Annotated in this window: 26 protein-coding genes; 15 read left to right on the forward strand and 11 right to left on the reverse strand. The window is 73.0% G+C overall.

Annotation, left to right across the window (positions count from 1 at the left end):
- The 4 genes from ACIPN7_RS25705 to ACIPN7_RS25720 are packed head-to-tail and all read left to right on the forward strand — an operon-like array spanning position 1 to position 4,452.
- Positions 1-1,038, forward strand: coding sequence for an ABC transporter permease (locus tag ACIPN7_RS25705; protein ID WP_400549307.1), 1,038 nt, complete (start codon positions 1-3; stop codon positions 1,036-1,038).
- Entirely contained in the window at positions 1,035-1,871 is an 837-nt protein-coding gene (locus tag ACIPN7_RS25710; RefSeq protein ID WP_400549309.1) for an ABC transporter permease, read from the forward strand. Before ACIPN7_RS25705 ends, ACIPN7_RS25710 begins: the two co-directional genes overlap by 4 nt.
- Positions 1,868-3,544, forward strand: a complete 1,677-nt coding sequence (locus ACIPN7_RS25715; RefSeq protein ID WP_400549311.1) for a dipeptide ABC transporter ATP-binding protein — start codon at positions 1,868-1,870, stop codon at positions 3,542-3,544. The genes ACIPN7_RS25710 and ACIPN7_RS25715 overlap by 4 nt, the downstream gene beginning before the upstream one ends.
- Complete coding sequence (locus ACIPN7_RS25720) at positions 3,541-4,452, forward strand: ROK family protein (RefSeq protein WP_400549313.1); 912 nt, start codon at positions 3,541-3,543, stop codon at positions 4,450-4,452. Before ACIPN7_RS25715 ends, ACIPN7_RS25720 begins: the two co-directional genes overlap by 4 nt.
- A 128-nt stretch (positions 4,453-4,580) precedes the next feature.
- On the opposite strand, the gene ACIPN7_RS25725 is transcribed toward ACIPN7_RS25720, so the two are convergent.
- The 3 genes from ACIPN7_RS25725 to ACIPN7_RS25735 form a co-directional block, all read right to left on the reverse strand.
- Positions 4,581-5,000, reverse strand: coding sequence for an Hsp20/alpha crystallin family protein (locus tag ACIPN7_RS25725; protein WP_400549315.1), 420 nt, complete (start codon positions 4,998-5,000; stop codon positions 4,581-4,583).
- Positions 5,001-5,123: 123 nt separating this feature from the next.
- Positions 5,124-6,329: a Fic family protein gene (locus ACIPN7_RS25730; RefSeq protein WP_400549317.1), complete on the reverse strand. Its 1,206-nt coding sequence runs from the start codon at positions 6,327-6,329 to the stop codon at positions 5,124-5,126.
- Between the two features lie 120 nt (positions 6,330-6,449).
- Entirely contained in the window at positions 6,450-7,448 is a 999-nt protein-coding gene (locus tag ACIPN7_RS25735) for a S66 peptidase family protein (RefSeq protein ID WP_400549319.1), read from the reverse strand.
- A gap of 61 nt (positions 7,449-7,509) precedes the next feature.
- On the opposite strand from ACIPN7_RS25735, the gene ACIPN7_RS25740 reads away from it, so the two are divergent.
- Entirely contained in the window at positions 7,510-7,863 is a 354-nt protein-coding gene (locus ACIPN7_RS25740) for a glyoxalase superfamily protein (RefSeq protein WP_400549321.1), read from the forward strand.
- Between the two features lie 16 nt (positions 7,864-7,879).
- Here ACIPN7_RS25740 and ACIPN7_RS25745 read toward each other — a convergent pair whose 3' ends face one another.
- The gene (locus ACIPN7_RS25745; protein WP_400549323.1) at positions 7,880-9,064 is read right to left on the reverse strand and encodes an XdhC family protein; all 1,185 of its coding nucleotides are present in this window, start codon (positions 9,062-9,064) and stop codon (positions 7,880-7,882) included.
- A 170-nt stretch (positions 9,065-9,234) separates the two neighbouring features.
- On the opposite strand from ACIPN7_RS25745, the gene ACIPN7_RS25750 reads away from it, so the two are divergent.
- A complete protein-coding gene (locus ACIPN7_RS25750) occupies positions 9,235-9,723 on the forward strand; it encodes a dsRBD fold-containing protein (protein WP_400549325.1) in 489 nt (162 codons plus the stop codon).
- 7 nt (positions 9,724-9,730) lie between these two features.
- Here the strand turns inward: ACIPN7_RS25750 and ACIPN7_RS25755 are convergent, their stop codons facing one another.
- Complete coding sequence (locus tag ACIPN7_RS25755) at positions 9,731-10,369, reverse strand: hypothetical protein (protein ID WP_400549327.1); 639 nt, start codon at positions 10,367-10,369, stop codon at positions 9,731-9,733.
- 78 nt (positions 10,370-10,447) lie between these two features.
- Here ACIPN7_RS25755 and glp point away from each other — a divergent pair, with 78 nt between their 5' ends.
- The gene (gene glp / locus ACIPN7_RS25760) at positions 10,448-11,713 is read left to right on the forward strand and encodes a gephyrin-like molybdotransferase Glp (protein ID WP_400549329.1); all 1,266 of its coding nucleotides are present in this window, start codon (positions 10,448-10,450) and stop codon (positions 11,711-11,713) included.
- Positions 11,714-11,753: 40 nt separating this feature from the next.
- A complete protein-coding gene (locus ACIPN7_RS25765) occupies positions 11,754-12,188 on the forward strand; it encodes a molybdenum cofactor biosynthesis protein MoaE (protein ID WP_400549330.1) in 435 nt (144 codons plus the stop codon).
- On the opposite strand, the gene ACIPN7_RS25770 is transcribed toward ACIPN7_RS25765, so the two are convergent.
- The 6 genes from ACIPN7_RS25770 to ACIPN7_RS25795 form a co-directional block, all read right to left on the reverse strand.
- Positions 12,154-13,506 (reverse strand): glycosyltransferase family 4 protein, encoded by a 1,353-nt coding sequence (locus ACIPN7_RS25770; RefSeq protein ID WP_400549332.1) that lies wholly within the window; start codon positions 13,504-13,506, stop codon positions 12,154-12,156. The two genes, ACIPN7_RS25765 and ACIPN7_RS25770, sit on opposite strands and share 35 nt — an antisense overlap.
- Before the next feature lie 76 nt (positions 13,507-13,582).
- The gene (locus ACIPN7_RS25775) at positions 13,583-14,965 is read right to left on the reverse strand and encodes an ABC transporter substrate-binding protein (RefSeq protein ID WP_400549334.1); all 1,383 of its coding nucleotides are present in this window, start codon (positions 14,963-14,965) and stop codon (positions 13,583-13,585) included.
- Positions 14,966-15,042: 77 nt separating this feature from the next.
- Positions 15,043-15,897, reverse strand: a complete 855-nt coding sequence (locus tag ACIPN7_RS25780) for a carbohydrate ABC transporter permease (RefSeq protein ID WP_400549336.1) — start codon at positions 15,895-15,897, stop codon at positions 15,043-15,045.
- A complete protein-coding gene (locus ACIPN7_RS25785; protein WP_400549338.1) occupies positions 15,894-16,883 on the reverse strand; it encodes a carbohydrate ABC transporter permease in 990 nt (329 codons plus the stop codon). The genes ACIPN7_RS25780 and ACIPN7_RS25785 overlap by 4 nt, the downstream gene beginning before the upstream one ends.
- Before the next feature lie 134 nt (positions 16,884-17,017).
- The gene (gene moaA, locus ACIPN7_RS25790; RefSeq protein ID WP_400549340.1) at positions 17,018-18,136 is read right to left on the reverse strand and encodes a GTP 3',8-cyclase MoaA; all 1,119 of its coding nucleotides are present in this window, start codon (positions 18,134-18,136) and stop codon (positions 17,018-17,020) included.
- A 22-nt stretch (positions 18,137-18,158) separates the two neighbouring features.
- Entirely contained in the window at positions 18,159-18,542 is a 384-nt protein-coding gene (locus ACIPN7_RS25795) for a universal stress protein (protein WP_400549342.1), read from the reverse strand.
- A gap of 225 nt (positions 18,543-18,767) precedes the next feature.
- Here ACIPN7_RS25795 and ACIPN7_RS25800 point away from each other — a divergent pair, with 225 nt between their 5' ends.
- The 7 genes from ACIPN7_RS25800 (at position 18,768) to kdpB (ending at position 26,816) form a co-directional block, all read left to right on the forward strand.
- On the forward strand, positions 18,768-19,880 hold the full coding sequence (locus tag ACIPN7_RS25800; protein WP_400549344.1) for an SPFH domain-containing protein: 1,113 nt from the start codon (positions 18,768-18,770) through the stop codon (positions 19,878-19,880).
- Positions 19,881-19,882: 2 nt separating this feature from the next.
- A complete protein-coding gene (locus ACIPN7_RS25805; protein ID WP_400549346.1) occupies positions 19,883-21,097 on the forward strand; it encodes a hypothetical protein in 1,215 nt (404 codons plus the stop codon).
- Positions 21,098-21,160: 63 nt separating this feature from the next.
- Entirely contained in the window at positions 21,161-21,589 is a 429-nt protein-coding gene (locus tag ACIPN7_RS25810) for a zf-TFIIB domain-containing protein (RefSeq protein WP_400549348.1), read from the forward strand.
- Between the two features lie 201 nt (positions 21,590-21,790).
- Positions 21,791-22,633, forward strand: coding sequence for a TIGR03620 family F420-dependent LLM class oxidoreductase (locus tag ACIPN7_RS25815; protein WP_400549350.1), 843 nt, complete (start codon positions 21,791-21,793; stop codon positions 22,631-22,633).
- A gap of 226 nt (positions 22,634-22,859) precedes the next feature.
- Entirely contained in the window at positions 22,860-22,952 is a 93-nt protein-coding gene (kdpF, locus tag ACIPN7_RS25820) for a K(+)-transporting ATPase subunit F (protein ID WP_020016455.1), read from the forward strand.
- Between the two features lie 7 nt (positions 22,953-22,959).
- Positions 22,960-24,627, forward strand: a complete 1,668-nt coding sequence (gene kdpA / locus ACIPN7_RS25825; protein ID WP_400549352.1) for a potassium-transporting ATPase subunit KdpA — start codon at positions 22,960-22,962, stop codon at positions 24,625-24,627.
- Positions 24,624-26,816: a potassium-transporting ATPase subunit KdpB gene (gene kdpB, locus ACIPN7_RS25830; protein WP_400549354.1), complete on the forward strand. Its 2,193-nt coding sequence runs from the start codon at positions 24,624-24,626 to the stop codon at positions 26,814-26,816. The genes kdpA and kdpB overlap by 4 nt, the downstream gene beginning before the upstream one ends.
- Positions 26,817-26,829 lie beyond the last annotated feature (13 nt).

Consider the following 26,829-nt stretch of genomic DNA (forward strand, 5'->3'; position numbering starts at 1 on the left):
ATGACGACAGCCATCCCCGCGCAGAGCGGGACCGTCGAAGCCGGAGCCGCCGCGCCCGCGCCCGTCAGGGCAGCCCGCGGCGGCTTCGGCCGCTTCCTGGTCCGCCGCGTGCTCCAGGCGCTCGCCGTGATCCTCGTGGTCAGCGTCATCGTGTTCGCGCTGCTGCACGCGCTGCCCGGCGGGCCCGCCCGCGGCGTGCTCGGCCAGCAGGCCACCCCCGAGCAGATCGCGGCCTTCGAGGCCGCCAACGGCCTGGACCAGCCCGTGGTGCTCCAGTACCTCTCGTTCCTCGGGCGCTCACTGACGGGCGACCTCGGCGAGTCGTACCTGCTCAACCAGTCGGTCTCCGACGCGATCGCGCTGCGGCTGTCCAAGACGCTGCTGCTGACCGGGCTCTCGCTCGTGGTCGCGGTGCTGATCGCCGTGCCCGCCGGCGTCTACCAGGCCGTGCGCCGCAACCGCGCCGTCGACTACTGGCTGTCCACGCTGGCGATCGTCGCCTACTCGACCCCCACGTTCTTTCTCGGGATGCTCCTGATCCTGCTGCTCAGCCAGAACGCCGGGCTGTTCCCCGCGGCGGCGCCGCAGGGCACCGGGATCGCCGAGGTGCTGGCCCAGCCGGCCGGGCTCGTGCTGCCCGTGCTCACGGGCGCCGTGCCGATCGTCGCGACGTTCAGCCGCTACATGCGGTCCTCGACCCTGGACAACCTCGGTGAGGACTACGTGCGCACCGCCCGCGCCAAGGGCACGGCCTACCGGAGCGTCGTGCTGCGGCACGTGCTGCGCAACTCGCTGACGCCCGTCGTCGCGATGCTCGGCTACTACCTCCCCGTCATGTTCGGCGGCGCGCTCGTGGTGGAGCAGCTCTTCAACTACCCGGGCATGGGCCTGCTGTTCTGGAGCGCCGCGCAGAGCAGCGACTTCCCGGTGCTGCTGGGCTGCGTGCTCGTCATCTCGGTGGCCACCGTGGTGGGCTCGCTGCTGGCCGACCTGCTCCAGGCCCTCCTGGACCCGCGCACCCGCGGAGGCCTGCGATGACGGGGCTGCGCAGGTTCGCCCGCAACCGGCTCGCCGTGGTGGGCGCCGTGGCGCTCGCCGTGCTGGTGCTGTTCGTGCTCGTCGGTCCGCTCGTGTACCCCACCGAGCAGGTGGCGACCGACCTGGGCGCCGCCAACCTGGCGCCCGGCGTCGACGGGCACCCGCTCGGCACCGACGCGCTCGGCTACGACAACCTGGGCCGGCTGATGGTGGCCGGCCGGGTGTCGCTCCTGGTCGGCGTGCTGGCCGGGGCGCTCGCGACCGTGGTCGGCACCCTCTGGGGCGCCGTCGCCGGGTACGTGGGCGGCGTGGTGGACGCCGTCATGATGCGCGTGGTCGACGCCGGGATCGCGATCCCCGCGATCTTCCTGCTGCTGGTGCTCTCCACCATCGTGCGGCCCACGGTCGGCATGATGATCGTGGTGCTGGGCCTGGTGTCCTGGCTGGTCCCCGCGCGGCTGATCCGGGCCGAGGCCCTGTCGGTCCGCACGCGCGACTACGTGGTGGCGGCCCGCGCGATGGGTGCCACGCACCGCCGCACCGTGCTGACGCACGTCATCCCCAACACCGTGGGCACCGTGGTGGTGAACGCGACCTTCCAGGTGGCCGACGCCATCCTGCTCGTGGCCTACATCAGCTTTCTCGGGATGGGCGTCCAGCCGCCCACGACCGACTGGGGCGCCATGCTCAACGACGGCATCAACTACATCTACCAGGGCGCGTGGTGGCTCATCCTGCCGCCGGGCCTCGCGATCGTGATCGTGGTCTGCGCCCTGAACTTCGTGGGCGACGGGCTGCGGGACGTCGTCGACGTGAAGGGGAGGACTACATGAGCGACGTCGTCCTGCGCATCGCGGACCTGAACGTCACCTTCTCCACCGACTCCGGGGAGGTGGCGGCGGTGCGCGGCATCGACCTGGAGGTCCGCCGCGGCCGGGTGGTGGCGCTGGTGGGCGAGTCCGGCTCCGGCAAGAGCGTCACCTCGCTGTCCGTCCTGGGCCTGCTGCCCGCGACGGCCCGGGTGTCGGGCTCGGTCGAGCTGGCCGACGGCGCCGGCCTGCGCGACGTCGTGACCACCCCCGAGGAGCAGCTCGTGGACCTGCGCGGCCGCGTGGCGTCCATGGTGTTCCAGGAGCCGATGACGGCGCTGAACCCGACCATGACCCTCGGTGACCAGGTCGCCGAGGCGGTGCTGAACCACGAGCGCGTGCCGCGCGCCGTCGCCCGGGAGCGGGCGGTGGAGCTGCTGCGGTCGGTGGGCATCCCCGAGCCGGAGCGGCGGGCGGGGCAGTACCCGCACGAGCTGTCCGGCGGGCAGCGGCAGCGCGTGGTCATCGCGATCGCCCTGGCCTGCGAGCCGCGGCTGATCGTCGCGGACGAGCCGACCACGGCGCTCGACGTGACGGTGCAGGCCGGGATCCTCGACCTGCTGCGTGGGCTGGTGGCGCAGCACGACACGGCGCTGCTGCTGGTCACGCACAACATGGGCGTGGTCGCCGACCTCGCCGACGAGGTGGCCGTGATGAGCGGCGGCCGGATCGTGGAGCACGGGCCGGTGGAGCAGGTGCTGCTCGCCCCGGCGCACGAGTACACGCGGGCGCTGCTGGACGCGGTGCCGGCGGCGCCGCCGGCCGAGCCGCCGGCCGAGGTTCCCGCCGACGACCGCGAGGTCGTGCTCGACCTGCGCGGCGTCAGCCTCGACTACCGGGTGCAGGGCCGCCACGTGCGCGCCGTCGAGCGCCTCGACCTGACCGTGCGCGCGGGCGAGATGCTGGGCCTGGTCGGCGAGTCCGGCTCGGGCAAGTCGACGGCGGGCCGGGCGTGCCTGGGCCTGCTCGCGCCGTCCGAGGGCGAGGTGCTGCTGCTCGGGACGTCGGTGGCGCGGGCGCGCGGCCGGGCGCGCCGGCGCCTGCTGGCCGACGTCGGCGTGGTGTTCCAGGACCCGGGCGGGTCGCTCGACCCGCGCCGACTGGTGGGCGAGTCGATCGCGGAGCCGCTGGCGATCCACGGCCGGGACGGGCGGCGGCTGTCCCCGGCCGAGAAGCGGGCGCGGGTGCGGGAGCTGCTGGACGCCGTCCGGCTGCCGGCGGGCGCCGAGCGGCGCTACCCGCACGAGTTCTCCGGCGGGCAGCGGCAGCGCATCGGGCTCGCCCGCGCGCTCGCGCTGCGCCCCCGCCTGCTGGTGGCCGACGAGCCGACGAGCGCGCTGGACGTGTCCGTGCAGGCCGAGGTGCTGCAGGTGCTGCGCGACCTGCACGCGGAGCTGGGGTTCGGCTGCCTCTTCATCAGCCACGACCTGGGCGTGGTGCACGAGCTGACCGACCGCGTGGCCGTGCTGCGCTCGGGCCGCCTCGTGGAGAGCGGCGCGACGGCGGAGGTGTTCAGCGCGCCTCGCGAGCTGTACACCGCGGAGCTGCTGGCCTCGGTGCCGACGCCGGACCCGCTGGCGCAGCGGGACCGGCGCGCGGCGCGCCTGCGGCTCGCCGGCACGGGCGAGGACCGGTGACGGACGCGCCCACGGCGGGCGTCGACATCGGCGGCACCAAGATCCGCGCCGCCCTGGTGACGCCCGACGGCGAGGTGCTCGCCTCGGCGACCGCGCCCACGCCGTCGGGCGGCCAGGCCATGCTCGACGTCGCGGCGGAGCTGGTCGCGCGGGCGTCCGCGACGGCGGGGCGGAGCGCAGTCGGCGTCGGGGTCGGGGCGGCGGGCGTCGTCGACCCGGTGACGGGCGAGGTGCTGGCAGCCAGCGACTCCTTCGTGGACTGGGTGGGCACGAACCTGCGCTCGGGGCTCGCGGCCCGGACAGGGCTGCCGGTGACCGTCGCGAACGACGTGGACTCGTTCCTCGTGGGCGAGGCGACCTGGGGCGCCGTCCGCGGCGTCCGGTCGGCGGCGGGCATCGCGCTCGGGACCGGTGTCGGGGGAGCGATCTGGCTGGACGGCGCGCTGTACCGCGGCGCGGGTGCCGCCGGGGAGATCGGGCACATGCCCGGGTTCGGCGACGCGCGGTGCACCTGCGGCCAGCGCGGGCACCTGGAGACGCTCGCGTCCGGGCGCTCGGTGGAGCGGCGGTACGCGGAGCTGGTCGGGGCGGGCTCGGCCGCGGCGGACGGCGTCGGCGCCGCGGAGATCGAGGCCCGCGCACGAGCCGGGGACGAGGCGGCGCTCCGGGTGCTCGCCGACGCCGGCCACGCGGTCGGGTCGGCGGTCCTGGTGCTGGCGGCGCTGCTCGACGTCGGGCACGTGGTGGTGGGCGGCGGGCTGACCCACGCCTGGGACCTGCTGGAACCCGCGATCCGGGCCCGGCTGGACGACGAGCCGCCGGTCTCCGGGCACACGGTCGAGGTGCGCCGGGCCGTCCAGGGCGGCGACGCGACGGTGATCGGAGCGGCAGCCCTGGCCCGCCCCTAGCGGGCGGCGCAGACGAGATCGGTCCGTTGCTTCTAGATCGGTCGGTCGATGGACCGATCTCACGACAAGGGACCGAACTCGATGAGTTCGGTCCCTTGCCTGCTGCCAACTTTGCCTGTCTGAGGGGATCAGGCGGCGGTGGTGACCTCGATGCGCTGCGGCGTGGTGCCGGCGAAGACGCCCGGCACGGTGACCGTCAGCACGCCCGCGTCGTAGGACGCGCGGACGACGTCGCCGTCCACGGCCTTGGGCAGCGTGACGACGCGGCGGAAGGATCCGAAGCGGACCTCCGAGATGCGGCGGCCCTCGGACTCCTCCGAGCGCTGGTCCTTGCGCTCGCCGCGGACGACGAGCTTGCGGCCCTCGACCTCGACGGTGATGTCGTCGGCCGGGTTCACGCCCGGCAGGTCGAGGCGGGCGACGAGGTCCTCGCCCTCACGGTAGACGTCAGCCGCGGGCACGACGCCCTCGGTGACGCCGAGCTGCTGGCTCCACGGCTCGCGGAGCCAGGTGCTGGCGAACGGGGAACGGGTAAGAACTGTGGTCATGATGTCCTCCTCCGGACGGGTCTGATGACGGGTACAACCTGAGTCGACCCGACTCAATTTCCGGGTTCGCCGACGGCGGACGGAGGGCTCCGAGGCTGACTGTGCTGGTGCTCGGAGGCGCGTTCACATTGCCCTGGCGCGGATCCCGATCCGGAGGCCGAGGTCGCCGAGCTCGTCGAGCAGGGCGACCGTGCCCCAGACCTGGTTCCGTGTGCGGTCTGTGAGCGGCCGGATGACGCCGGCGTCGTGCAGCCGGCTGATCGCGGCGTACACCGTGGATGTCCCGGCACGGGTCATGTCCTCGGCGTCTTCCGACGAGAAGACCGGGTGAGCGGGTAGAGCGCCCAGCAGGTCGGCGGCGGCGCTTCCTCGACGAGGTCGGCCCGCCGCGTCGGCCCAGGTCCCGGGCATGGTGGAGATCCGGTCCGCGGTGATCCGCGACTCCTGCGCCGCGATCGCGGCGGCGGCGGTGAATCCCTGCACGACCGGGCCGGCATCGCCGTCGCGATACGCATCCAGGGTGTCGAAGTAGTCGTCGCGTCGCGCGACCAGAGCGGACGCCAGCGGGACGACCACGCGCGACGTGACGCCGCGCCGACGAAGGACGGTGTTCACGAGCGCACGCCCGATGCGTCCGTTGCCGTCCGTGTACGGATGGATGGACTCGAACTGCGCGTGGACGAAGGCCGCCTGGACCAGCGCGCTGAGGTCGTCCCGGTTCGCGAACCGGATGAGGTCGTCCATGTACTCGTCGACCGTCTCCGCGGGTGGGGGTACGAAGAGCGCCCCACGCGGCGAGTAGTCAGAACCACCGATCCAGTTCTGCATGTCACGGAAGCGGCCGGCGTAGTCCTTCTCGTACGGGTCGTCCGCCATGAGTGCGGCGTGCGCCCGGTGGATGTTGGCGAGCGTCAGGTCGGTCCCACCGGCCACCGAGGCGATCAGGTGGTCGAGTGCGTTGGTCGAGGCCACCATGGAAGTCGCCGATGCGTTGGCCCGGCTGCCGTGCAGGGCACGCGCGAAGTCGTCGATCGACGCCACGACGTGTTCGATCTTGGACGATGCGACGGACTCGTTGCGTAGGAGCAGAGCCGAAAGAGCATCGAGGTGCTCGCCGTGTGTCTGGTCGAGGCTCGAGATCTCGCGCAACGCGGCCTCGATCTGGCTCGAGGCGGAGGCACTGGTGGTCGGAGCAAGGCCTGAGATGTGTGGGGGCAGGCGCACCGTCACCTCGCTCAGCCGGCGATCGTCGACCGTGCCACCGCGCACCGTCTGCTCCCACGGGACTACGGCCGAGCGGTGTGGTTCGAGGGTGATCGGCTCGGCCATCAGGACTCCATAAGTCGGACTCGGATCGGAGTTAGTCTGACTTATGCAGAGTAACCCAGACTAACTCCGTCCGAGTCTGACTTACGGCGGCGGTCGCTGCCACCGCTCGCGACATGCGAGTCAGTGGCGGGTGATCGTCAGGCTTGCGTCGTCCTCGCCGACGACGACCTCCGCCGTGCCGCCGACCGGGATCGTGAGCAGTGGGCTGGTGTGGCCGAGATCGACGCCCGCCAGCACCGGCTTGCCGGCCAGTGCGGGCTGGCGCGCGACGATCTCGTCGAGCGCCGCCCGCGTCATGCCCGTGGCGGCCTGGAACCGGCCGATCACCAGACCGGTCACGCCTCCGGCGTCGGGCAGCTGGAGCAGGGAGGTGAGGTTGCGGGCAAAGGCGACCGTGTCGGACTCGAAGTCGTCCTCCAGGAAGAGCAGTGCCCCGTCGAGCGGCGGCATGTTCGCGGTGCCCTGGAGCAGGTTGAGCGTGCAGAGGTTGCCGCCCACGATCCGGCCCGACGCCTGCCCCGGGCGCAGCCGCCACCAGCCGTCGTTGGCCACGGGGGTGCGGGCGTCCTGGTCGAGGAACCACAGGTCGTCGGTCCAGGCCCCGGAGGGTTCGACGGCGATCGGGGCGTCGCCGGTCACCGCGGCGCGGAACCAGTCGCCGGTGGGCTCGAAGTGGTCGCGCATGCCCCAGCTCGACCAGTGCGGGCCGGAGTAGGTGACCAGGCCCGTGCGGGCGAGGATCGCGTTCTGCAGCGCGGTGATGTCCGAGTAGCCGCAGAACACCTTGGGGTGCGCGGCGATCAGGTCGAAGTCCAGGTGGGGCAGCAGCTCGTTGCTGTTGAACCCGCCGATGACCGTGAGGATGCCGGCGACGGCCGGGTCGGCGAACGCGGCGTGCAGGTCGGCGACCCGGTGCTCGATCGAGGAGCTGCGGAACTGGTCGTCCTCGTCGACGTGCTCGCCGAACGTCAGCGTGAGCCCCATCGCGGCGAACCGCTCGTCGATCCAGCGGGTGTTGTCGTGCTCCATGACCATCGCCCGCGACCTGGAGGGGGCGATGACGCGGACGGTGTCGCCGGAGCGGAGCCGGGGCGGGACGATGGTTGCGTGCGCTGACATGCCCGCAGCCTAGATCGGGGCCGCGGGACAGGCCCTCAGATTTCCGCGAGCAGGAGGAACCGTGCGTGCCAACCGCATCACACCCAACCTTCGGGTGGCCGACATCGAGACGGCCAAGGGCTTCTACGTCGACTTTCTCGGGCTGAGCACCGAGGAGTTCAACCTGGGCTGGGTGGCCCGCTACACCTCTCCCGAGACGGGGGCGCACGTCCAGCTCGTCACGGGCGACGCGACGTCGCCCGAGGACTCGGTCATCTCGGTCCACACGCCGGACGTCGACGCCGCGTACGAGGAGGCTCAGCGGCTCGGCTACGAGATCGTGCACCCGCTGACCACGGAGTCGTGGGGCGTGCGCCGGTTCCTCGTGCGGGCGCCGGACGGCAACGTGATCAACGTCGTGCGACACCGCGACTGAACGGGCCGACACGAGCTCAGCCGTGGATCGGGCCGTCCGTCTCGCGCAGGGGGCGGGCCGTGGCGCCCGAGCGGGCCGCGATCAGCTCGGCGACGATCGACACGGCGGTCTCGTCCGGCGTGCGCGCGCCCAGGTCCAGGCCGATCGGGCTGTGCAGCCGGGTCAGCGCGGAACGCGGCACACCGTCCTCGACCAGGCGGGCCGCCCGCTCGGCGTGCGCGCGGCGGGAGCCCATGGTGCCCACGTACGTGCCGGCCGGCAGGTCGGTGAGCGCCGTGTGCAGCAGGGGCACGTCGAACTTGGCGTCATGGGTCAGCACGCAGACGGCGTCGCGCGCGGAGACCCGGCCCGCCGCGATCTCGGCGGCCAGGTACCGGTGCGGCCACTCGGTCACCACCTCGTCGGCCTCCGGGAAGCGGGCCGGTGTGGCGAACACCGGCCGGGCGTCGCACACCGTGACCCGATAGCCCAGCAGCCGGCCGGCCCGCGCCAGCGCCGCCGCGAAGTCGATCGCGCCGAACACCAGGAGCCGTGGCGGCGGCGCGAACACCTGCAGGAAGACCCGCGTGCCCGTACCGGTGCGCTCGCCGTGCGGCCCGTACTCCCGCAGGGCGGAGGTACCGGCGGCGACCTGCCCGACGGCGTCCGCGGTCACCGCCGCGTCGAGGCCCGGGTCCCCGAGCGTTCCCTCCGGCGCGTCCGGCGCGTCCGGCGCATCCGCACCCGCCCCGGGGACGACCAGGTGCCGGCCGAGCGCGCCGCCGGCACCGCCGCTGCCGTCCGCCCCGACGACCGTGGCGAGGCAGACGCCCGACGGCACGCGACCGCCGTCGGGCGACGAGGGACCCAGCACCCGCCGGGCGAAGGAACCGAAGCCCGGCCAGGCCGTCCGCGACAGGGGAGCGACGAAGACCTCGATGGTCCCGCCGCAGGTCAGGCCCACGTCGAAGGCGTCGTCGTCGGTGACGCCGTAGCGCGCCGCCACGGGGCGGCCGGTCTCGGCGACCTCCAGGCCGAGGTCGTACACGGCGCCCTCGACGCACCCGCCCGAGACCGAGCCGATCACCTCGCCGCCCGGGCCGACGGCCATGGCGGCCCCCGGATCGCGCGGCGCGGACCGGAACGTGCGCACCACCGTGGCCACGGCCGCGCGCTCGTCGGCGCGCCACCAGTCGAGCAGCTGCGGCAGCAGATCCCGCACCCCGGCTCCCTCCTCCGTCCGCGAACGCGCGAACCTCCGCGCGAACCCTTCTCCTGCCAGGTTCTCACTTCCGTGTCACACGCCGAGGTCGCCCAGGTAACCGGTACGTCTGTCCCGTCGCGGGGTTCGGGGCGATGATGGGGAGATCGCAACGACGCGAGGAGGACCCCATGAAAGCAGCAGTGGGCGACCGGATCGTCACCGCTTCCGGCGTGGTCGGCGGCGTGGTGCGGGACGGCGTGGTGACCGAGTGCCCCCATGGCGACGGGTCGCCGCCCTACCGGGTGCGCTGGTCCGACACGGGCGAGGAGACGCTCGTCTACCCGGGCGGGGACACGTACGTGGACGCGCAGGTCGAGGCGGGCTCGGGCGTCTGGGCGGAGGCCCGGCGCGGGCGCGCGCTCACCTGGGACGTGCGGATCACCGTGGTCGAGGCCGCGGGCAGCACGACGGCGGAGGCGACCGTGATGAACGGCCCGCCCGACGCCCTGCGCGGCGTCGGGCACGCCAGGAAGTCACCCGACGACGACGAGGTACCGCTGATCGGCGACGAGATAGCCGCCGGCCGGGCGCTGCGCCGGCTCGCGGACCGCCTGCTCGCCGTGGCCGAGGCCGACGTCTCCGCGGCGGTCGGGCACAAGGCGCACCTGCACCGCTGACCGCGCGCTACGCCAGGATCCCCGACGCGTCGAGCGCCGCGCGCACCTCGGGGTCGAGCCACGGTTCGACGCCCGCCCAGCTGGTGCGCCACGAGATGCCGGTGATCCGGGTGCCGTCGGCGAACGTCTCGATGTAGTCGGCCTGCAGCACGCCGTGCTCGTCGCACCAGAAGGCGTTCGCGGGGCTGCCGTCCAGGAGCTGGTCGATGCGCATCGCGGAGACCGAGACACCGTCGGGCAGCACGAGCGGCTGCGTGTCGGTGCGCACCAGCAGCGCGTGCCGCGTGCGCGCGGGGTCGGTGTCGTCGAGCTGGGTGTACTCGACCCAGGAGCCGACGGCTGCGAGCTCCAGCACCAGCAGGTACCGGGCGAACGAGGGCACGCCGTTCCCGACGCCCGGCGGCAGGTCGGCGCGCTCGAACGCGACGTCCACGCCGCCCGGCTCGCGCTGGTGCGACCAGCGCACCCAGCGCCGCACGTTCCCCTCGTACTCCACGCGGTGCCGGGCCCGCAGCACGACGTCGGGCATCGGGCGCATCGCCAGCACCGACTCGAGCACCTGGAGGCCGTCCGCGGTCTCGGACTCCCGGCGCACCAGGGCGCCGTCCGGGGTGGTCCCGTTGTTGCTCAGCGCCTGGATGTACATGGCTGATCCTCCGGTGCGGCGGGGTTCCCGCGCCAGGGTAACCACCGACCGGTGCCGCTCGCCGGGTAGGTTGCGGACATGAGCGAGCGCGTGGACGTGGAACAGCACCGGGCCGACGTCGCGGAGCTGCTCGCGGCGTTCGTCGAGCGGCCCGTCGAGGAGGTGCCCCTCGACGGCGACGTGCTCGGCCGCGTGCTGGCGCGCGACGTCGTGGCCCCCGAACCGCTGCCGCGGTTCCGCAACTCGCAGATGGACGGCTTCGCGGTCCGCGCCGCCGACGTCGCCGCGGCCGCCCCCGACGCGCCGGTCACGCTGCCCGTGGTGGGCGACGTCGCCGCCGCCCCCGGCGACCCGGCCCCCCTGGCACCGGGCACGGCGGTCCGGATCATGACCGGCGCCCCCGTCCCCGCCGGCGCGGACGCCGTGGTGCCCGTCGAGGACACCGACCACGGGACCTTCAACAGGGTCGCGGCGGCCCCGGCGGTCACCGCGAACCGCGTCGCGGTGACGCGCGGCCGGGCGCCGGGCGAGTTCGTCCGGGAGCCCGGGTCCGACGTCGCGGCCGGCACCGTGGTGCTCCCCGTCGGTACGGTGCTCGCACCCCACCACGTGGCGGCCGCCGCCGCGTGCGGCGTCGCCCGCCTCGCGCTCGTCGCCCCGGTCTCGGTGGCGGTCGTCTCCACGGGCAGCGAGCTCGTCGGGCCGGACCGCGAGCCCGGCCCCGGCCAGATCTTCGACGCCAACGGCCCGGCGCTCGCGGCCGCGGTCCGGGCGGCCGGCGGGCGCGTGGGCCTGCGTCTGGCCCTGCCCGACGACCCGGAGGCGGTGCGCGCCGGGCTGGAGCGCGCGGCGGCGCTCTGCGACCTGGTGCTCACCACGGGCGGCGTGAGCCAGGGCGCCTACGAGGTGGTCAAGGACGCCCTGCCGGAGGTCACCTTCCGCTCCGTGGCCATGCAGCCCGGCGGCCCGCAGGGCCTCGGCCGGGTCGGCGGCAGGCCGCTGCTCGCCTTCCCCGGGAACCCGGTCAGCGCGCAGGTCTCGTTCGTGGTGTTCCTCCGGGAGATCCTGCGGGCGGCCGCGGGCCTGCCGCCGGTGAATCGGGTGCGGGCGGTGCTCGACGACGCGGTGGTCTCGCCCGCGGGCCGGCGGCAGCTCCTGCGGGGGCGCTGGGTGCGGACTGCCGGGCCGGGCGCGTCGGCGGGTATGCCGCCGCACGTCGCCGTCGTCGGCGGGCCCGGCTCGCACCTCGTCGCGTCGATGGCCGCCGCGGACGTGCTGATCGACGTGCCCGCGGCCGCGACTACGCTCGAACCGGGTGCCGAGGTGGCCGTGTGGCCGCTGTGACGCCGCATCCGACGGAAAGGGACCGGTGAGGGAGCACGTGATGGACGACGCGGTGCCGGCAGAGGTCGTGCGCGTGACGCAGGAGGTGCTCGACGACGCCGTCGGGCGCGCGGTCGAGGCCGCCGTGGCCGCACCGGAGTGCGGGGCCGTGGTCACGTTCCGGGGCGTCGTGCGGGACGACGACGGGGGTCGCGACGTGGTCAGCCTCGACTACGAGGCGCACCCCGACGCGACCGCCGTCCTCCAAAAAGTGTGCCAGGCGGTGAGCGTCGAGACGGGCCTGCGCGTCGCCGCGACCCACCGCTACGGGCACCTCGTGGTGGGGGACGTCGCGCTCGTCGCGTCGGCGTCGGCCGGGCACCGCAAGGAGGCCTTCGAGGCGTGCTCCCTGCTGGTGGAGCGCATCAAGGCCGAGGTGCCGATCTGGAAGAAGCAGCAGTTCACGGACGGCGAGTCCGAGTGGGTCGGTCTGTAACGATGCGCCGGACCCGGGTGACCGCCCGGCCGACCGTGCGCGGGATGCCGGCGGGCAGCAGCTCGGGGAGCCGGGCGACGCGGCCGGGCAGCGTCAGGCTGGGCAGGGCCGGCAGGCTCGGCAGGTTGAACGTCGGCCGGGTCAGGTGCGGCAGCGTCAGGCTGGGCATGGTCAGGCTCGGCATGCTCAGCCCGGTCAGGCCGAGGCTCGGCAGCCGGTGCATCCCGCGCACCCAGACGCGTTCGCGCACCGGTGGGGGCGGCACGGCGAGCCGGTCGTAGAACGCCTCGGCGCAGGCTCGCCAGGAGAACAGCTCCGCGTACCGGCGCGTCTCCTCGCGGGAGCACGCCAGCGCGGCGAGGCAGGCCGCGCGCAGGTCGTCGTCGACGGCGCCCGCGCCGGAGCCCGGGATGAGGTCGCGCGGACCCGGCGCGTCGAAGCCGGCCACGGGTGTGCCCGAGGCCATGGCCTCCAGGATGACCAGGCCGAACGTGTCGGTGCGGCTCGGGAAGACGAGCACGTCGGCGTCGGCGAAGTGCTGGGCCAGGTCGTCGCCCGAGCGGCGGCCCCGGAAGTGGGCGTCGGGGTAGGCGGCCTCCAGGTCGGCGCGCGCCGGCCCGTCGCCCACCACCACCTTCGAGCCCGGCAGGTCCAGGTCGAGGAACGCCTCGACGTTCTTCTCCACGGCCAGCCGCCCCACGTACAGGAAGACGGGCCCGGGCACGTCGCGGTGGACGCCGGTCCCGGTGGCGCCGGTTCCCGGGTCGGCGCCCCGACGCCGGGGGTGGAACTGTTCCGTGTCCACGCCGAGGCTCCACGGCGTCACGTTCCTGATGCGCCACTGGGTGAGCTGCTCGCGCATGGTCGGCGTCGCCACCAGCACGGCGCCGGACTTGTCGTGGAACTTGCGCACGTAGCGGTAGCCCGCCCACAGCGGGATCCACGACCAGCGCGCGCTCACGTACTCCGGGAACTGGGTGTGGTAGCTGGAGGTGAAGGGGAAGCCGAAGTGGTCGCAGACGGCGCGTGCGTACCAGCCGAGCGGACCCTCGGTGGCGATGTGCACGGCGTCGGGCGCGAACTCCAGGAAGCGCCGCTCCACGTCGTCGCGCGCCATGATCGGCACCCGGATCTCGGAGTAGGTGATCAGGGGGATCGTCCGGTAGCCGTCCCACGGCGTGACCACCTCGACCGCGCAGCCCATCCGGCGCAGCTCGGCCACGGTGCGCGAGAGCGCCGTGGCCACGCCGTTCACCTGTGGTTCCCAGGCGTCGGTGACGATCATGATCCGCTGCGGCCGCTCGGTCGCTGTCAGCACGGCGCGATTCAACCACGTTCCGGGGGACGCGCCGACCACCGGGACGCCGGGCGGCCCGGTGGTCGGCGCGGTCACGTCAGTCCTGCGCGGCGAGGTAGGGCTCGACGTTCTCGGTGTACGCCGTCTCGATGCGCGGCGTCACCGACTCGAACGCCGTGGCCGGGTCGGCGCCCTCGATGATGATCTGCTCGAGCGCGTCGTTGAGCAGGGCGTCGGCCCCGGGCACGAAGACGCGGACGTCGTCCTGCTTGCGGGCCTTGTCGGCGAGCTGGTCCACCGCGGTGCGGAACTGCGGCGTCTCCTCGTAGGTGGCCTTCATCGTGTCGCTCTCCACGGCGGAGGTCCGCACGGGCATGTAGCCGGTGCTCTGCGAGAACGTGGCGGTGTTCTCGGTGTTCGTGAGGAACTGAAGGAACATCGCGGCCGCGAGCTGCTCCTCCGGCGTCTTGGACGACGGGATGGCCAGGCCGGTGCCACCGGTCGGGGTGCCGCCGCCCTGCGGGCCGTCGGGCAGGTAGGCCGTGCCCACCTCGAACTTCGCGGCGTCGAGGGCGCCCTTGAGCGAGCCCGTGGAGCCGATGGTGGAGGCGATGAGGCCGGAGGAGAAGTCGGCCATCGCGTCGTCGGCCGACAGGGTGGCCACGCCGGACTTGTGGAAGAGGTCGTGCACGAACTGGCCGCCCGCGATCGCCTCGGGGGTGTCGAGGGTGAGCTCGAAGCCGTCGGAGTACGCCCCGCCCTGGCCCCAGATCATGTTCTCGAACCACCAGGCGCCCCACGACGGGCCGGTCGACAGGCCGAACGTCGAGCCCTTCTCGGGCACCTCCTTCTTCAGGGAGGCGTCCCACTCCTCGAGCTCGGCCCAGGTCTCCGGGCCGCGGTCGGGCAGGCCGGCGGCCTCCCACAGGTCCTTGTTGTAGTAGAACAGCGGCGTCGAGCGGGCGTACGGCACGGCCCAGTGCTGGCCCTCGTACTCGTAGTCGGAGTAGAGCGCGGGCTGGAAGTCGGCGGCGTCGGCGTCCAGGAACTCCATGACGTCGTCGACCGGCATGATCTGGTCGTTCAGGTGGTAGCGGAACCACCACACGTCCGAGGCGATGACCAGGTCCGGCAGGTCGTCCGTCTGCGAGGCGGCCTGGAAGCGCTGGGCGACCTCGTCGTAGTCGGCGCCGGCGGTGACCAGCTTGACGCTGATGCCCGTCTCGGCCTTGAAGTCGTCGATGAGCTGCTGCTCGACCTCCTGGGACGCACCCGGGTGGTTGCTCCACCAGGTGATCTCCTGGGCGGGCTCGACCTGCGACCAGTCGACGGCCTCGGCCGACGCCTCGTCGGAGCCGCCGGCCGCGCCGACGCTCGGGCCGGCGCACCCGGCGGCGGTCAGGGCGGTGAGCGCGGCGAGCGCGGTGACGACGGCGGCGCGGGGGCGCCGGGCGGCCCTGCGGGCAGGACTGTGGGACACGGGGGTGCTCCTTGGGTTTCGTTCCGGGACGGCGCACCCGGTTCCGGGCGCTGGGGGGAGGGGAAGGTGAGGGCGGATCAGCCGGTGACGGCGCCCGCGGTGAGGCCGGCGACGAGCCGGCGCTGCAGGACGAGGAAGACCAGCAGGATGGGAAGGGTCACGACGACCGTGGCGGCGAGCAGCACGCCCCAGTTCGTCATGCCGTCGGTGTTCTGCAGCAGGGTGAGGCCCACGGGCAGCGTCATCTTCGAGGGGTCGTCGACCACGAGGAACGGCCACAGGTAGTCGTTCCACTCGGTCACGACGGAGACCAGGGCGACGGCGGCCAGCGTGGGTGTGCTCATCGGCACGACGAACCGCCACAGCCTGCGCCAGTGCCCCGCGCCGTCGAGCTCGGCCGCCTCCAGGACGGACCGCGGCAGCGTGAGGAAGTGCTGGCGGAAGAGGAAGGTGCCGAACGCGCTGGCCAGGCCCGGCACGAGGATGCCCTGATAGGTGTTGAGCCAGCCGAGGCTCGCCACCAGGGTGTAGTTGGGGATGATCGTGATCTGCGGCGGGATCATCAGCGTCGCGATGACCAGCCCGAACACGACCTTGCGGAACGGGAAGTCCAGGAAGACGAGCGCATACGCGCAGCACAGGCCGAGCGCCACCTTGAGGCCGGCGCCGACGATCGTGAGGCCGATGCTGTTGGCCAGGAGCCGGCCGAGCGGGATGGCACCCGCGGCCTGCGCGTAGTTGTCGAGGTCCGGCTGGGCCGGGAGCCACTGCAGCGGGAGCTGGTAGAGCTCGTCGGGGGCCTTGAGGCTCGCGAGCGCCATCCACAGCAGCGGCGCGCCGAGCACGAGGGTCGCGAAGATCATCGTGAGGTAGCCGCCGACCTGCGGCGAGCGCCGTCGTCGGGTGGACTGCTGGAGCGTGGCGGCGGTCATGCGTAGTGCACCTTCTGCTGGACGAACCGCAGCTGCACGGCGGTGACGGCGAGCAGCACGAGGAACAGGACGGTGGCGACGGCGGACGCGTACCCGGCCCGGCCGTTGACGAAGCTCTCCACGTAGATCGAGTACATGAGCGTGGTGGTGGACCCGAGGGGGCCGCCCTGCGTCATGGCCTTGATGGTGTCGAAGGACTGCAGGGAGCTGAGCAGCATCGTCACGAGCAGGAAGAACGTGGTCGGCGTGAGCAGCGGCAGCACGACCGAGCGCAGGGTGCGGGCGGCCGACGCGCCGTCGATGGCCGCGGCGTCCTTGAGGTCCTGCGGCACGGCCTGCAGGCCCGCCAGGTAGATGAGGGCGACGTACCCGAGGTTCTTCCACAGGTAGACGACGATGACCATGACCAGCGGCCACGGGCGGCTCGTGTACCACTCGGGGGAGGCGATGCCCACCCAGCCGAGCACCTCCTGGATCAGGCCGTAGCGCGGGTCGAACATGAAGAGCCAGAGGATGCCGACGGCGAAGCCGCCGAGCACGTACGGCGCGAACGCGACGGTGCGGGCGATGCCCCGGCCGCGCAGCCTGCGGTTCAGCAGCAGGGCCAGGCCGAGGCCGAGGACCATGGCGCCGCCGACGGTCGCGACGGTGAAGACGAGGGTGGTGGTGACGACCCGCCCGGTGGTGGGCGCGGTGAACCACTCGACGTAGTTGCCGAGTCCCACGAACCGTGCGGTGGGTGAGCCGAGATTCCACTGCAGGGTCGAGAGGTAGAGGCTCTCGACCAGCGGCCGGTACACGAAGACGAGCAGGAGGGCGATGTTGGGGCCGGCCAGCAGCAGCGCCCAGAGCAGGGCGGTGCGCCGGCGGCCGGCCGCGAGGCGGCTGCGGCGCGGGCGCTGCGGTGCTGTGCGCTGCGGGGCCGCGGATCCGGCCGGCGGGGCGCCGGGGTCCTCCGGCGCCCGTGGCGTCGCGATGGTGGTCACGTGCCGGGAGCCTAGGAACCCGTCTGGGCGTTATGCGGCTTTTTGGCGGCCGGGTGGCCGAGGCTTCCGGCAACGTACACCCGGGGGTCCCCGGGGCGTCACCTGGGACGACTGGGTGTTACGCGGGCGTCATGTCAGCCGCCGATCGCGCCCATGCTGCGCTCGGTCTCGGCGAAGGCGTCGGCGGCCAGCTCGACGGCGTCGCTGCCGTGGGCGCGGGGCTTGGCCCACATGGCGGCCCGCCACGCGTCTCCTACCTCGTCGTCCGTGGCGCCGGCGCGCAGCAGGGACTTGAGGTCCGTCTCCTCGTTGCCGAACAGACACGAGCGCACGGTGCCCTCGGCGGTCAGCCGGGTGCGGTCACAGGCCCCGCAGAAGGAGCGGGTGACCGACGCGATGATCCCGACGGTCGCGGGGCCGTCGTCGACCAGCCACTCCTCCGCCGGGGCGGACGGGTCCTCGCGGCCGGCGGGGGTCAGGGTGAACCGCTCCTCCAGCACCTCCAGCAGGTCGGCCGCGCTCACCACGTCGTCGCGGGTCCAGCGCCCGTCGGCGTCGAGCGGCATCTCCTCGATGAACCGCAGGTTGCAGCCGTGCGCCACCGACCAGGCGAGCAGGTCGGCGGCGCCCGCCAGGGTCTCGGGCAGCAGCACCGCGTTGATCTTGACGGGCGACAGCCCGGCGGCCAGCGCCGCGCGGATCCCCGTGAGCACGTCGTCGAGGCGGTCGCGCCGGGTCAGGGTCGCGAACGCCTGGTGGTCCACCGTGTCCAGCGAGACGTTGACGCGGTCCAGCCCGGCCGCGACCAGGGCGTCCACGCGCTTGTCCAGCCCGAGCGCGTTCGACGTCATGGCGATGCGGACGTGCTCCGCCGAGCCCAGGGCGCGCATCGCGTCGTCGGCCGCCGTGCGCGCCGCGCCGATGATCTGCTCCAGGTCGCGCCGCATGAGCGGCTCGCCGCCCGTGAACCGGATGTCGCGGATGCCGAGGTCGCGCACGCCGACGCCTACGAGCCGGCCGATCTCGTCCGGCGTCATCAGCTCGTCGCGCGGCACCAGCGGCAGGCCCTCGGCCGGCATGCAGTACGTGCAGCGCAGGGAGCAGGCCGTCGTGATCGACACCCGCAGGTCGCGCGCGACCCGCCCGTACCGGTCGACCAGCAGCGGCGTCTCCGGGCGCGGCCGGCCCGCCGGCGTCGCCGCGCGCCGGGGCACGCCTCGCACCGACGGGATGCCGAGAGTCACAGCGGTCATCCCACGAGGGTAGTCCTCCGGTTCAGGCGTAGCTGGCCTTGACCACCAGCACCGGGGCGGGGGAGTCGAGCAGCACCTGCTGCGTCGTCGAGCCGACCAGGAACGTGCCCACCGTGGAGTGCTTGCGCGAGCCGATGACCACGAGCTCGGCGGCGACGGCCTCGGCCTGGTCGACGATCGCGTCGGCCACCTCGGCCTGCTCGGCGCGGAACGTGACGGGCGCGACGGTGACCGTGCCGGGGACGCTGTCGAGCAGGTGCGCGAGCGACGCGGGGACCTTGGTGTCCGCCTGCGGCGTGAGCACGAGGACGGCCAGCTCCTGCCGGCGTCGTACCGCCTCGGCGACGGCGGCGCGCATGGCCGCCTCACCCTGGGGCGACTCGTTGTATGCCACGAGGACGGTCATCGGTCCTAGCACCTCCGGACAGGTTCGCCGGGTAGTCACCCTGCGGTGAAACTCTCTCACATGTCCGGTCCACCGGCAGGCGCCGGACAACGCGCGGAACTTCTATGGGACGCCCTGGGCACCGAACGGGACTTCTTTTCGTTTGCCGGGACGTACCGGACTTGTAGGGTCCGAGTGCCCGGGGTTCCCGGGCGTGCGCTCGGGTGGAGAGAAGAGGAAGACGGCATGGGCCTGCTGGACAAGATCAAGGGCGAGCTCGTCGACATCGTCGAGTGGCTCGACGACACGCGGGACACGATCGTCTGGCGGTTCCCCCGCTACGAGAACGAGATCAAGATGGGCGCCCGCCTCGTGGTGCGCGAGTCGCAGACCGCCGTCTTCGTCAACGAGGGCGTGATCGCGGACGTCTTCCAGCCCGGCACGTACACGCTCGAGACCCAGAACCTGCCCGTCCTGTCGACCCTCAAGGGCTGGAAGCACGGCTTCCACTCGCCGTTCAAGGCCGAGGTGTACTTCGTCAGCACCCGTCAGTTCACGGACCTCAAGTGGGGCACCAAGAACCCCGTCATGATGCGGGACCCGGAGCTGGGCATGGTGCGCGTGCGGGCCTTCGGCGCGTTCTCGGCGCGGGTCACCGACCCCCAGGTGCTGCTGCGCGAGCTGGTCGGCACCGACCCGCAGTTCCGCACCGACGAGGTGCACGAGTACCTGCGGCAGAACGTGGTGAGCCACCTCGCGAGCGTGCTCGCGTCGTCCGGCATCCCCGTGATCGAGCTCGCCGCGCACCACGGCGACCTCGGCACCCAGCTCGCCACCCGCCTCACCGACGAGCTGTCGGACCTCGGCATCGCCGTGCCCAAGTTCGTCATCGAGAACATCTCGCTGCCGCCCGAGGTCGAGGAGGCCCTCGACAAGCGCACGTCGATGGGCATCGTCTCGTCCGGCACCGTGGGCAGCATGGCCGCCTTCCAGCAGTTCCAGGCCGGCCAGGCCATGGAGGCGGCGGCCGACGGCGGCGGCAGCGCGGGCGCGGTGATCGGCATGGGCCTGGGCCAGGGGGTGGGCAACGCGATCGTGCCGCCCACGCAGCCGGCGCCCGCCCCGGCCCCGGCCGCGACGTCGGGCCCGCCGCCCCTGCCGGGCTGGTACCTGGGCAACGGCGGCGCGCAGACCGGGCCGTTCGACGACGCCGCGCTCGCCGGCCAGGCCGCCACCGGCACCCTCACGGCGACCACGCTGATCTGGCGCGCCGGCATGGCCGGCTGGGAGCCGGCGGCGTCGGTCCCGGACGTGGCGAAGCACCTGGGCGCCACGCCGCCCCCGCTGCCGCAGGCCTGAGCATGGCGGAGCTCACCGACGGCGGCCCGGCCGCCCACCACGCCTACCCCTGCGCGCAGTGCGGGGCCGCGGTCGAGTTCGCGGCCGGGACCGGCACGCTGACCTGCCCGTACTGCGGTCACGAGCAGGAGGTCACCGCCGTCGTCCGCGAGGTGCGCGAGCACGACTTCGCGGCGCTGGCGGCCACGGCCCGGCCCGCCGCGCCCGCGGCGCACGACTACCGGTGCGGCACCTGCGGCGCGGTCACCACCAGCGACCACCTGTCCCAGAAGTGCGGGTTCTGCGGGTCGCCGATGGTCGCGGAGGTCGAGACCCTCGGCCTGGTCGAGCCCGAGGCCGTGCTGCCCTTCGAGGTGGACCGGGCGGCCATGCAGGGCGCCCTGCAGACCTGGGTGCGCTCGCGGTGGTTCGCGCCGTCGGCCCTGAAGAAGGTGGTCTCGGCGGAGCAGGCACACGGCGTCTACCTGCCGCACTGGACGTTCGACGCGCGCACCCGCTCGGACTACACCGGGCAGCGAGGCGAGCACTACTGGGTCACGGAGACCTACACGACCACCGACTCCGAGGGCCGCAGCCAGACCCAGACCCGGCAGGTGCAGAAGACCCGCTGGTACCCGGCGTCGGGCACGGTGGCGCGAGACTTCGACGACGTCCTCGTCACCGGGACCCACCGGGTCATGCCCGAGCACCTGGCGAAGCTCAGCCCGTGGCCGCTGCAGCAGGCCCGGGCCTACCAGCCCGACTACCTCGCCGGCTACGAGACCCTGCGGTACGACGTCGAGCCCGAGACCGGGCTGGAGGCGGCCAAGGGGGAGATGGCGCCGGTCATCGAGAACGACTGCGAGCGGGACATCGGCGGCGACGTGCAGCGCGTGCACCAGGTGCACACCAGCTACGCGGCGGTGACCTACAAGCTCCTGCTGCTGCCCGTGTGGATCGCCACGTACCTGTACGGCGGCAAGCCGTTCCAGGTGCTGGTCAACGCCCGCACCGCCGAGGTGGTGGGCCAGCGGCCGTGGTCGGCGTGGAAGATCACGTTCGCCGTGCTGGCGGGCCTGCTCGTCGCGGCGGCGATCGTCTGGGCGGTCGTCGCGAACGGCGACGGCGGCTCGGCCGGCGCGCTCGCCCAGGCCACCGACGTCGCAGAGGCCGCCGCGCACTGGGCGGCGCCGGGTTGGCGTGAGAGCGTGGGAGTTCCGGCGTACCCGGTGGTGTAGGAACCGCAGACCCGTCCCGTCCGTTGGGCGAGCGGTAACGACGACCGCGAGGAGACCATCCCGATGCTGTGCCCCATCGACCAGACCACGCTCGTCATGTCCGAGCGCAAGGGGATCGAGATCGACTACTGCCCCACGTGCCGTGGCGTGTGGCTGGACCGTGGCGAGCTCGACAAGGTCATCGACCGGTCGGTCGAGGCCGAGATCGCCGCGGAGAACCGCCCGACGACGCCGTCGGCCCCCGTCGCGCCGCCCGCCCCCGCCGCCCCGCCCGCGCCGAACCCGGTGCACGCCGGCCCGGCCTACGGCTCGCCGCAGCCGGCCTACGACCCGCGCTACGACGACCGGCGCCGCGACGACGACCGCCGCTACGACCGGGACCGCCGGTACGACGAGGGCCGCCGGTACGAGTCCTACGACGACCGCCGCCGCGACCCGCGGTACAAGAAGAAGCGCAAGGAGTCCTTCCTGGAGGACCTGTTCGACTTCTGAGCCTCGGCGTCGAACGTAGGCCCGGTCGCTCCAAGGGTCGAACGTTGGGGTAGTCGCTCTGTCAGCCCTGACAGAGCGACTACCCCAACGTTCGTCAGGGCCCGCCGCCTGGAGCAGCTTGACCTCAACTCCGGTTGAGGTCTTAGCGTCGCCCACCTGGACATACGGACCGATTCCGGTGATCTGCGACGGGGAGACGTGATGAGCGAGCTGGAGCTGGGACGGATGGGGCTGGTCCTCAATGTGGCGGACGATCGGGCCCACATCGAACAGGCCGCCGAGGCCGAGCGGCTCGGCCTCTCCGCGCTGTGGCTCTTCGGCGGCCAGCTGGAGCTGCTCGAGCCGCTGGCCGAGCTGTTGCACGCGACGAGGACCGTGGCGGTTGCGCCCGCGATCGTCTCGCTCGACGTCCACGGTGTCGACGACGTCGTCCGCCTCCTCAAGGTGTTGGACGACGGCGAGGCGGAACGGCTGGTCGGGGGCTTCGGGGCGCCGCAACAGGCTGCGCGGCCGCTCGCAGGGCTGCGTGCGTTCCTGGACGAGATCGACGCCGCGGATGGGTCGCTGCCCGCGGAGCGACGGCTGATCGCGGCCCTGGGCCCCCGCAAGCTGGAGCTCGCACGGGACCGCGCGGCGGGCGCCATCACGATGCTGGTGACGCCCGGCTACACCGCGTGGGCGCGAGAGGTCCTGGGGCCGGACGCGACACTCGTGGTGATCCAGCCGGTGGTGCTGGACACCGATCTCGACCGCGCCCGGCAGACCGTGCGCGGGCCGCTGGGCTTCCTGCTCTCCGTCGGCGGCTACGCGGCGAACATGCGCCGGATGGGTTTCGACGACGACGACATCACGGGCCTCGGCGACAGGCTTGTCGACGCCGTCGCGACCATCGGCGACGCCGACGCGATCGCTGCCGGGGTGCGGGCGCACCTGGCCGCCGGGGCGAGTCACGTGGCGCTCTCCGTGCTCTCCGACGGGCAGCAGCCCGGGGCGATCGAGGTCGCCCGCGCGGTGGTGGCGGCCGACCCGACCCTGCCGGGGTAGCCGGGCAGCCGAGGCGCCTCCCGCATCAGAGGGCCGTTAGCGACCGCTCAGCCGGCGTCAGCGTTCCGTCAAGGACTGGTTCCACCGGTCGCGCACAGGCGTAGACCAGTGGCATGACCGATCTGGCCTTCATCCTCCTGACCGTGGCGTTCTTCGCCGCGGTGGCCGTGGTGGCGCGTCGCGCCTCCTCGAACGAGTCCTCCGTCAACCCTCAGGGGAGGCGGAAGTGAACCCGTTCGACGCCGTGGGCCTGGTGCTCACCCTCGCCGGCCTCGTGTACCTCTTCGTCGCGCTGATCCGCGCCGACCGGACGCGGTGATCACCCCGTGAACACCGCAGTCCTGGTGGCAGCGGCACAGATCCTCGTGCTGCTCGCCCTCCTCGCCGCCGTCCACGCGCCGCTGGGCGCGTACATGGCGCGCGTCTACTCCAGCCCGAAGCACCTGCGCGCCGAGCGCCTCTGGTACCGGCTCGTCCGCGTGGACCCGGACGCCGAGCAGCGCTGGACCACGTACCTGATGTCGCTGCTGGGCTTCTCGCTCGTCTCCGTGCTCTTCCTCTACGGGATGCTGCGCCTGCAGGCGTACCTGCCGTGGAGCCTGGGCTTCAGCGGGTTCGACCCGGCGGGTGCCTGGAACACCGCGGTCAGCTTCGTGACGAACACCAACTGGCAGTGGTACTCGGGTGAGGCCGCCGCCGGACACCTGGTGCAGATGGCCGGCCTGGCCGTGCAGAACTTCGTCTCGGCCGCCGTCGGCATGGCCGTCGCGATCGCCCTGGTGCGCGGCTTCGCCCGCTCCGGGACGGACGCGCGCGTCGGCAACTTCTGGTCCGACCTGACGCGCGGCGTGACGCGCATCCTGCTGCCCCTGGCCCTGGTGGCCGCGATCCTGCTCATGGTGGGCGGCGTGATCCAGAACCTGGACCCGCACACCGCGATCACCACGGTCGAGGGCGCGAGCCAGCAGTCGCTGGGCGGCCCGGTGGCCTCGCAGGAGGCCATCAAGGAGCTCGGCACCAACGGTGGCGGCTTCTTCAACGCGAACTCCGGCCACCCGCTGGAGAACCCGACGCCGTTCACCAACCTGGTCGAGATCTTCCTGATCCTGCTCATCCCGTTCACGCTGCCGCGCACGTTCGGCATCCTGGTCGGCGACAAGCGGCAGGGCTGGGCGATCCTCGGCGTCATGGGCGGCCTGGCGCTGGCCTCGCTGGTGCTGACCACCTGGGCCGAGATGGCCGGCCCGGGTGCCGCGCCGCAGGCGGCGGGCGCCGCGATGGAGGGCAAGGAGACCCGGTTCGGGCTCGCGGGCAGCGCGCTGTTCGCGGTGGCGACCACGGCGACGTCGACCGGCGCGGTGAACGCGGCGCACGACTCGCTGACGGCGCCGGGCGGCGGGCTGGTGCTGTTCAACATGCTCCTGGGCGAGATCGCGCCGGGCGGTGTGGGCGCGGGCCTGTACGGCATGCTCGTGCTGGCCGTGGTCGCGGTGTTCATCGCCGGGCTCATGGTGGGCCGCACGCCGGAGTACCTGGGCAAGAAGATCGGCCGCCAGGAGATGACGCTCGTCGCCCTGTACGTGCTGACCACGCCCGCCCTGGTCCTGGTGGGCACGGCGACCGCCGTGGTGGTCGAGCCCGGGCTGGTGGGTATCCAGGAGGCCGGCCCGCACGGCCTCTCCGAGGTGCTGTACGCCTTCGCCTCGGCGGCGAACAACAACGGCTCCGCGTTCGGCGGGCTCACGTCCGGCACCCCGTTCTACGAGGTGACGCAGGGCCTGGCGATGCTCTTCGGCCGGTTCGTGCCGATCGCGCTGGTGCTCGCGCTGGCGGGTCGCCTGGCCAGCCAGACGGCGGTGCCGGCGACGGCGGGCACCCTGCCCACGCACCGTCCGCTGTTCGCGGGCATGCTCGCGACGGTCGCGATCATCGTCGTGGGGCTCACCTTCATCCCAGTTCTTTCTCTCGGTCCCGTTGTGGAGTCCCTGTCATGACCATCGACACCCGGAACGTCCCGGACGTTCCCATCCAGGAGCCCGTGCCCGACGGCGGCACGCGGCACCGCCCCGAGCGGCGCACGCCGCGCGCCCTGACCTGGGCGCAGCTCCGGTCCGCGCTCCCGGGCGCGCTGCGCAAGCTGGACCCGCGCGTCCTGTACACCTCGCCCGTCATGTTCGTGGTCGAGGTCGGCGCGCTGGTGACGACCGTGCTCGCGATCATCGAGCCGGACATGTTCGCCTGGTGGATCGCGGTGTGGCTGTGGGCCACCGTGCTGTTCGCGACGCTCGCCGAGTCCGTGGCGGAGTCGCGCGGCAAGGCGCAGGCCTCCACGCTGCGCGCCACCCAGAAGCAGACGACGGCGCGCAAGGTCAGCGCCCCGCAGGACACCCTGACCTCGGGCACGCGGCTGGACCTGCTGCCCACGGTCGAGGTGCCGTCCTCGACGCTGCAGGTGGGCGACGTCGTCGTGGTCGCGGCGGGCGAGACCGTCCCGGGCGACGGCGACGTCATCGAGGGCGTCGCATCCATCGACGAGTCGGCCATCACCGGCGAGTCTGCCCCGGTCATCCGCGAGTCCGGCGGCGACCGCAGCGCCGTCACCGGCGGCACCGTGGTGCTCTCGGACCAGGTCGTCGTGCGCATCACCGCACCCGCCGGGGCCACGTTCGTGGACCGGATGATCGCCCTCGTGGAGGGCAGCGAGCGCCAGAAGACGCCGAACGAGATCGCGCTGAACATCCTGCTGACGTCGCTGACCATCGTGTTCCTGCTGGCGGTGGCCACGCTGCAGCCGTTCGCGGTGTACTCGGGCTCGCGGCAGTCGCTGCTGGTCCTGGTGGCGCTGCTGGTCTGCCTCATCCCGACGACGATCGGTGCGCTGCTGAGCGCCATCGGCATCGCGGGGATGGACCGGCTGGTGCAGCGCAACGTGCTGGCGATGTCGGGCCGCGCCGTGGAGGCGGCGGGTGACGTGGACGTGCTGCTGCTCGACAAGACGGGCACCATCACGTACGGCAACCGCCGTGCCACGCAGGTGCTGCCGGTGAGCCGGGTGACGCCGCAGGAGCTCGCGGTCGCGGCGCGGCTCGCGTCGCTGGCCGACGAGACCCCGGAGGGGCGCAGCATCGTCGAGCTGGTGGACGAGAAGTACGGCGCGGGCGAGGAGCTGCCGCTGGACGCGGAGCTGGTGCCGTTCTCGGCCCAGACCCGGATGTCGGGCGTGGACCTGCCGCTGACCCGGTCCAGCGAGGCCGGCGGCGCGGGCCACACCGAGCTGCACCGCATCCGCAAGGGTGCCGGCAGCGCGATCCAGCGCTGGGTGCACAGCACGGGCGCGCAGATCTCCGACAAGGAGGTCAAGGACCTGGAGAAGCACGTCGACTCCGTGTCCCGGGCCGGCGGCACGCCGCTGGTGGTCGCGGAGCAGGTGGGCGAGGGGCCCGCGCGGGTGCTCGGCGTGGTCCGGCTCAAGGACGTGGTCAAGGAGGGCATGCGCGAGCGGTTCGACGAGCTGCGCGCCATGGGCATCCGGTCGGTGATGGTCACGGGCGACAACGCCGTGACCGCGCGGGCGATCGCGGCCGAGGCCGGGGTGGACGACGTGCTGGCGGAGGCCACGCCGGAGGACAAGCTCGCGCTCATCAAGCGCGAGCAGGAGGGCGGCAAGCTCGTCGCGATGGCCGGGGACGGCACGAACGACGCCCCGGCGCTGGCCCAGTCCGACGTCGGCGTGGCGATGAACACCGGTACGTCCGCCGCCAAGGAGGCGGGCAACATGGTGGACCTCGACTCCGACCCCACCAAGCTCATCGAGATCGTGGAGATCGGCAAGCAGCTCCTGATCACGCGCGGCGCGCTGACCACGTTCTCCGTGGCGAACGACGTCGCGAAGTACTTCGCGATCCTGCCCGCCATGTTCATGACGGTGTTCCCGCAGCTGGAGGCGCTGAACATCATGCGGCTGGCGAGCCCTGGCTCCGCCATCCTGTCGGCCGTCATCTTCAACGCGCTGATCATCCTGGCGCTGATCCCGCTGTCGCTGCGCGGCGTGAAGTACCGGCCGGCCTCGGCGTCGTCCCTGCTGACGCGCAACCTGCTGGTCTACGGGCTCGGCGGCCTGGTGGCGCCGTTCATCGGCATCAAGCTCATCGACCTCGTCGTCTCGCTGCTCCCGGGCCTGTAGCCCGGTACCGAGC

This window comes from Promicromonospora sp. NPDC090134 (assembly GCF_044746965.1).
GTDB lineage: Bacteria > Actinomycetota > Actinomycetes > Actinomycetales > Cellulomonadaceae > Promicromonospora.

Coding starts and splice junctions, on each gene's coding strand:
- glp (WP_400549329.1), top strand. CDS start 10,448: ATGAGCGAGCGCGTGGACGTGGAACAGCACCGGGCCGACGTCGCGGAG.
- ACIPN7_RS25730 (WP_400549317.1), bottom strand. CDS start 6,329: ATGGCCGAGCCGATCACCCTCGAACCACACCGCTCGGCCGTAGTCCCG.
- ACIPN7_RS25780 (WP_400549336.1), bottom strand. CDS start 15,897: ATGACCGCCGCCACGCTCCAGCAGTCCACCCGACGACGGCGCTCGCCG.
- kdpB (WP_400549354.1), top strand. CDS start 24,624: ATGACCATCGACACCCGGAACGTCCCGGACGTTCCCATCCAGGAGCCC.
- ACIPN7_RS25755 (WP_400549327.1), bottom strand. CDS start 10,369: ATGTACATCCAGGCGCTGAGCAACAACGGGACCACCCCGGACGGCGCC.
- ACIPN7_RS25710 (WP_400549309.1), top strand. CDS start 1,035: ATGACGGGGCTGCGCAGGTTCGCCCGCAACCGGCTCGCCGTGGTGGGC.
- ACIPN7_RS25795 (WP_400549342.1), bottom strand. CDS start 18,542: ATGACCGTCCTCGTGGCATACAACGAGTCGCCCCAGGGTGAGGCGGCC.
- ACIPN7_RS25815 (WP_400549350.1), top strand. CDS start 21,791: ATGAGCGAGCTGGAGCTGGGACGGATGGGGCTGGTCCTCAATGTGGCG.
- ACIPN7_RS25705 (WP_400549307.1), top strand. CDS start 1: ATGACGACAGCCATCCCCGCGCAGAGCGGGACCGTCGAAGCCGGAGCC.
- ACIPN7_RS25810 (WP_400549348.1), top strand. CDS start 21,161: ATGCTGTGCCCCATCGACCAGACCACGCTCGTCATGTCCGAGCGCAAG.
- ACIPN7_RS25805 (WP_400549346.1), top strand. CDS start 19,883: ATGGCGGAGCTCACCGACGGCGGCCCGGCCGCCCACCACGCCTACCCC.
- ACIPN7_RS25735 (WP_400549319.1), bottom strand. CDS start 7,448: ATGTCAGCGCACGCAACCATCGTCCCGCCCCGGCTCCGCTCCGGCGAC.
- ACIPN7_RS25715 (WP_400549311.1), top strand. CDS start 1,868: ATGAGCGACGTCGTCCTGCGCATCGCGGACCTGAACGTCACCTTCTCC.
- ACIPN7_RS25750 (WP_400549325.1), top strand. CDS start 9,235: ATGAAAGCAGCAGTGGGCGACCGGATCGTCACCGCTTCCGGCGTGGTC.
- moaA (WP_400549340.1), bottom strand. CDS start 18,136: ATGACCGCTGTGACTCTCGGCATCCCGTCGGTGCGAGGCGTGCCCCGG.
- ACIPN7_RS25800 (WP_400549344.1), top strand. CDS start 18,768: ATGGGCCTGCTGGACAAGATCAAGGGCGAGCTCGTCGACATCGTCGAG.
- ACIPN7_RS25765 (WP_400549330.1), top strand. CDS start 11,754: ATGGACGACGCGGTGCCGGCAGAGGTCGTGCGCGTGACGCAGGAGGTG.
- ACIPN7_RS25725 (WP_400549315.1), bottom strand. CDS start 5,000: ATGACCACAGTTCTTACCCGTTCCCCGTTCGCCAGCACCTGGCTCCGC.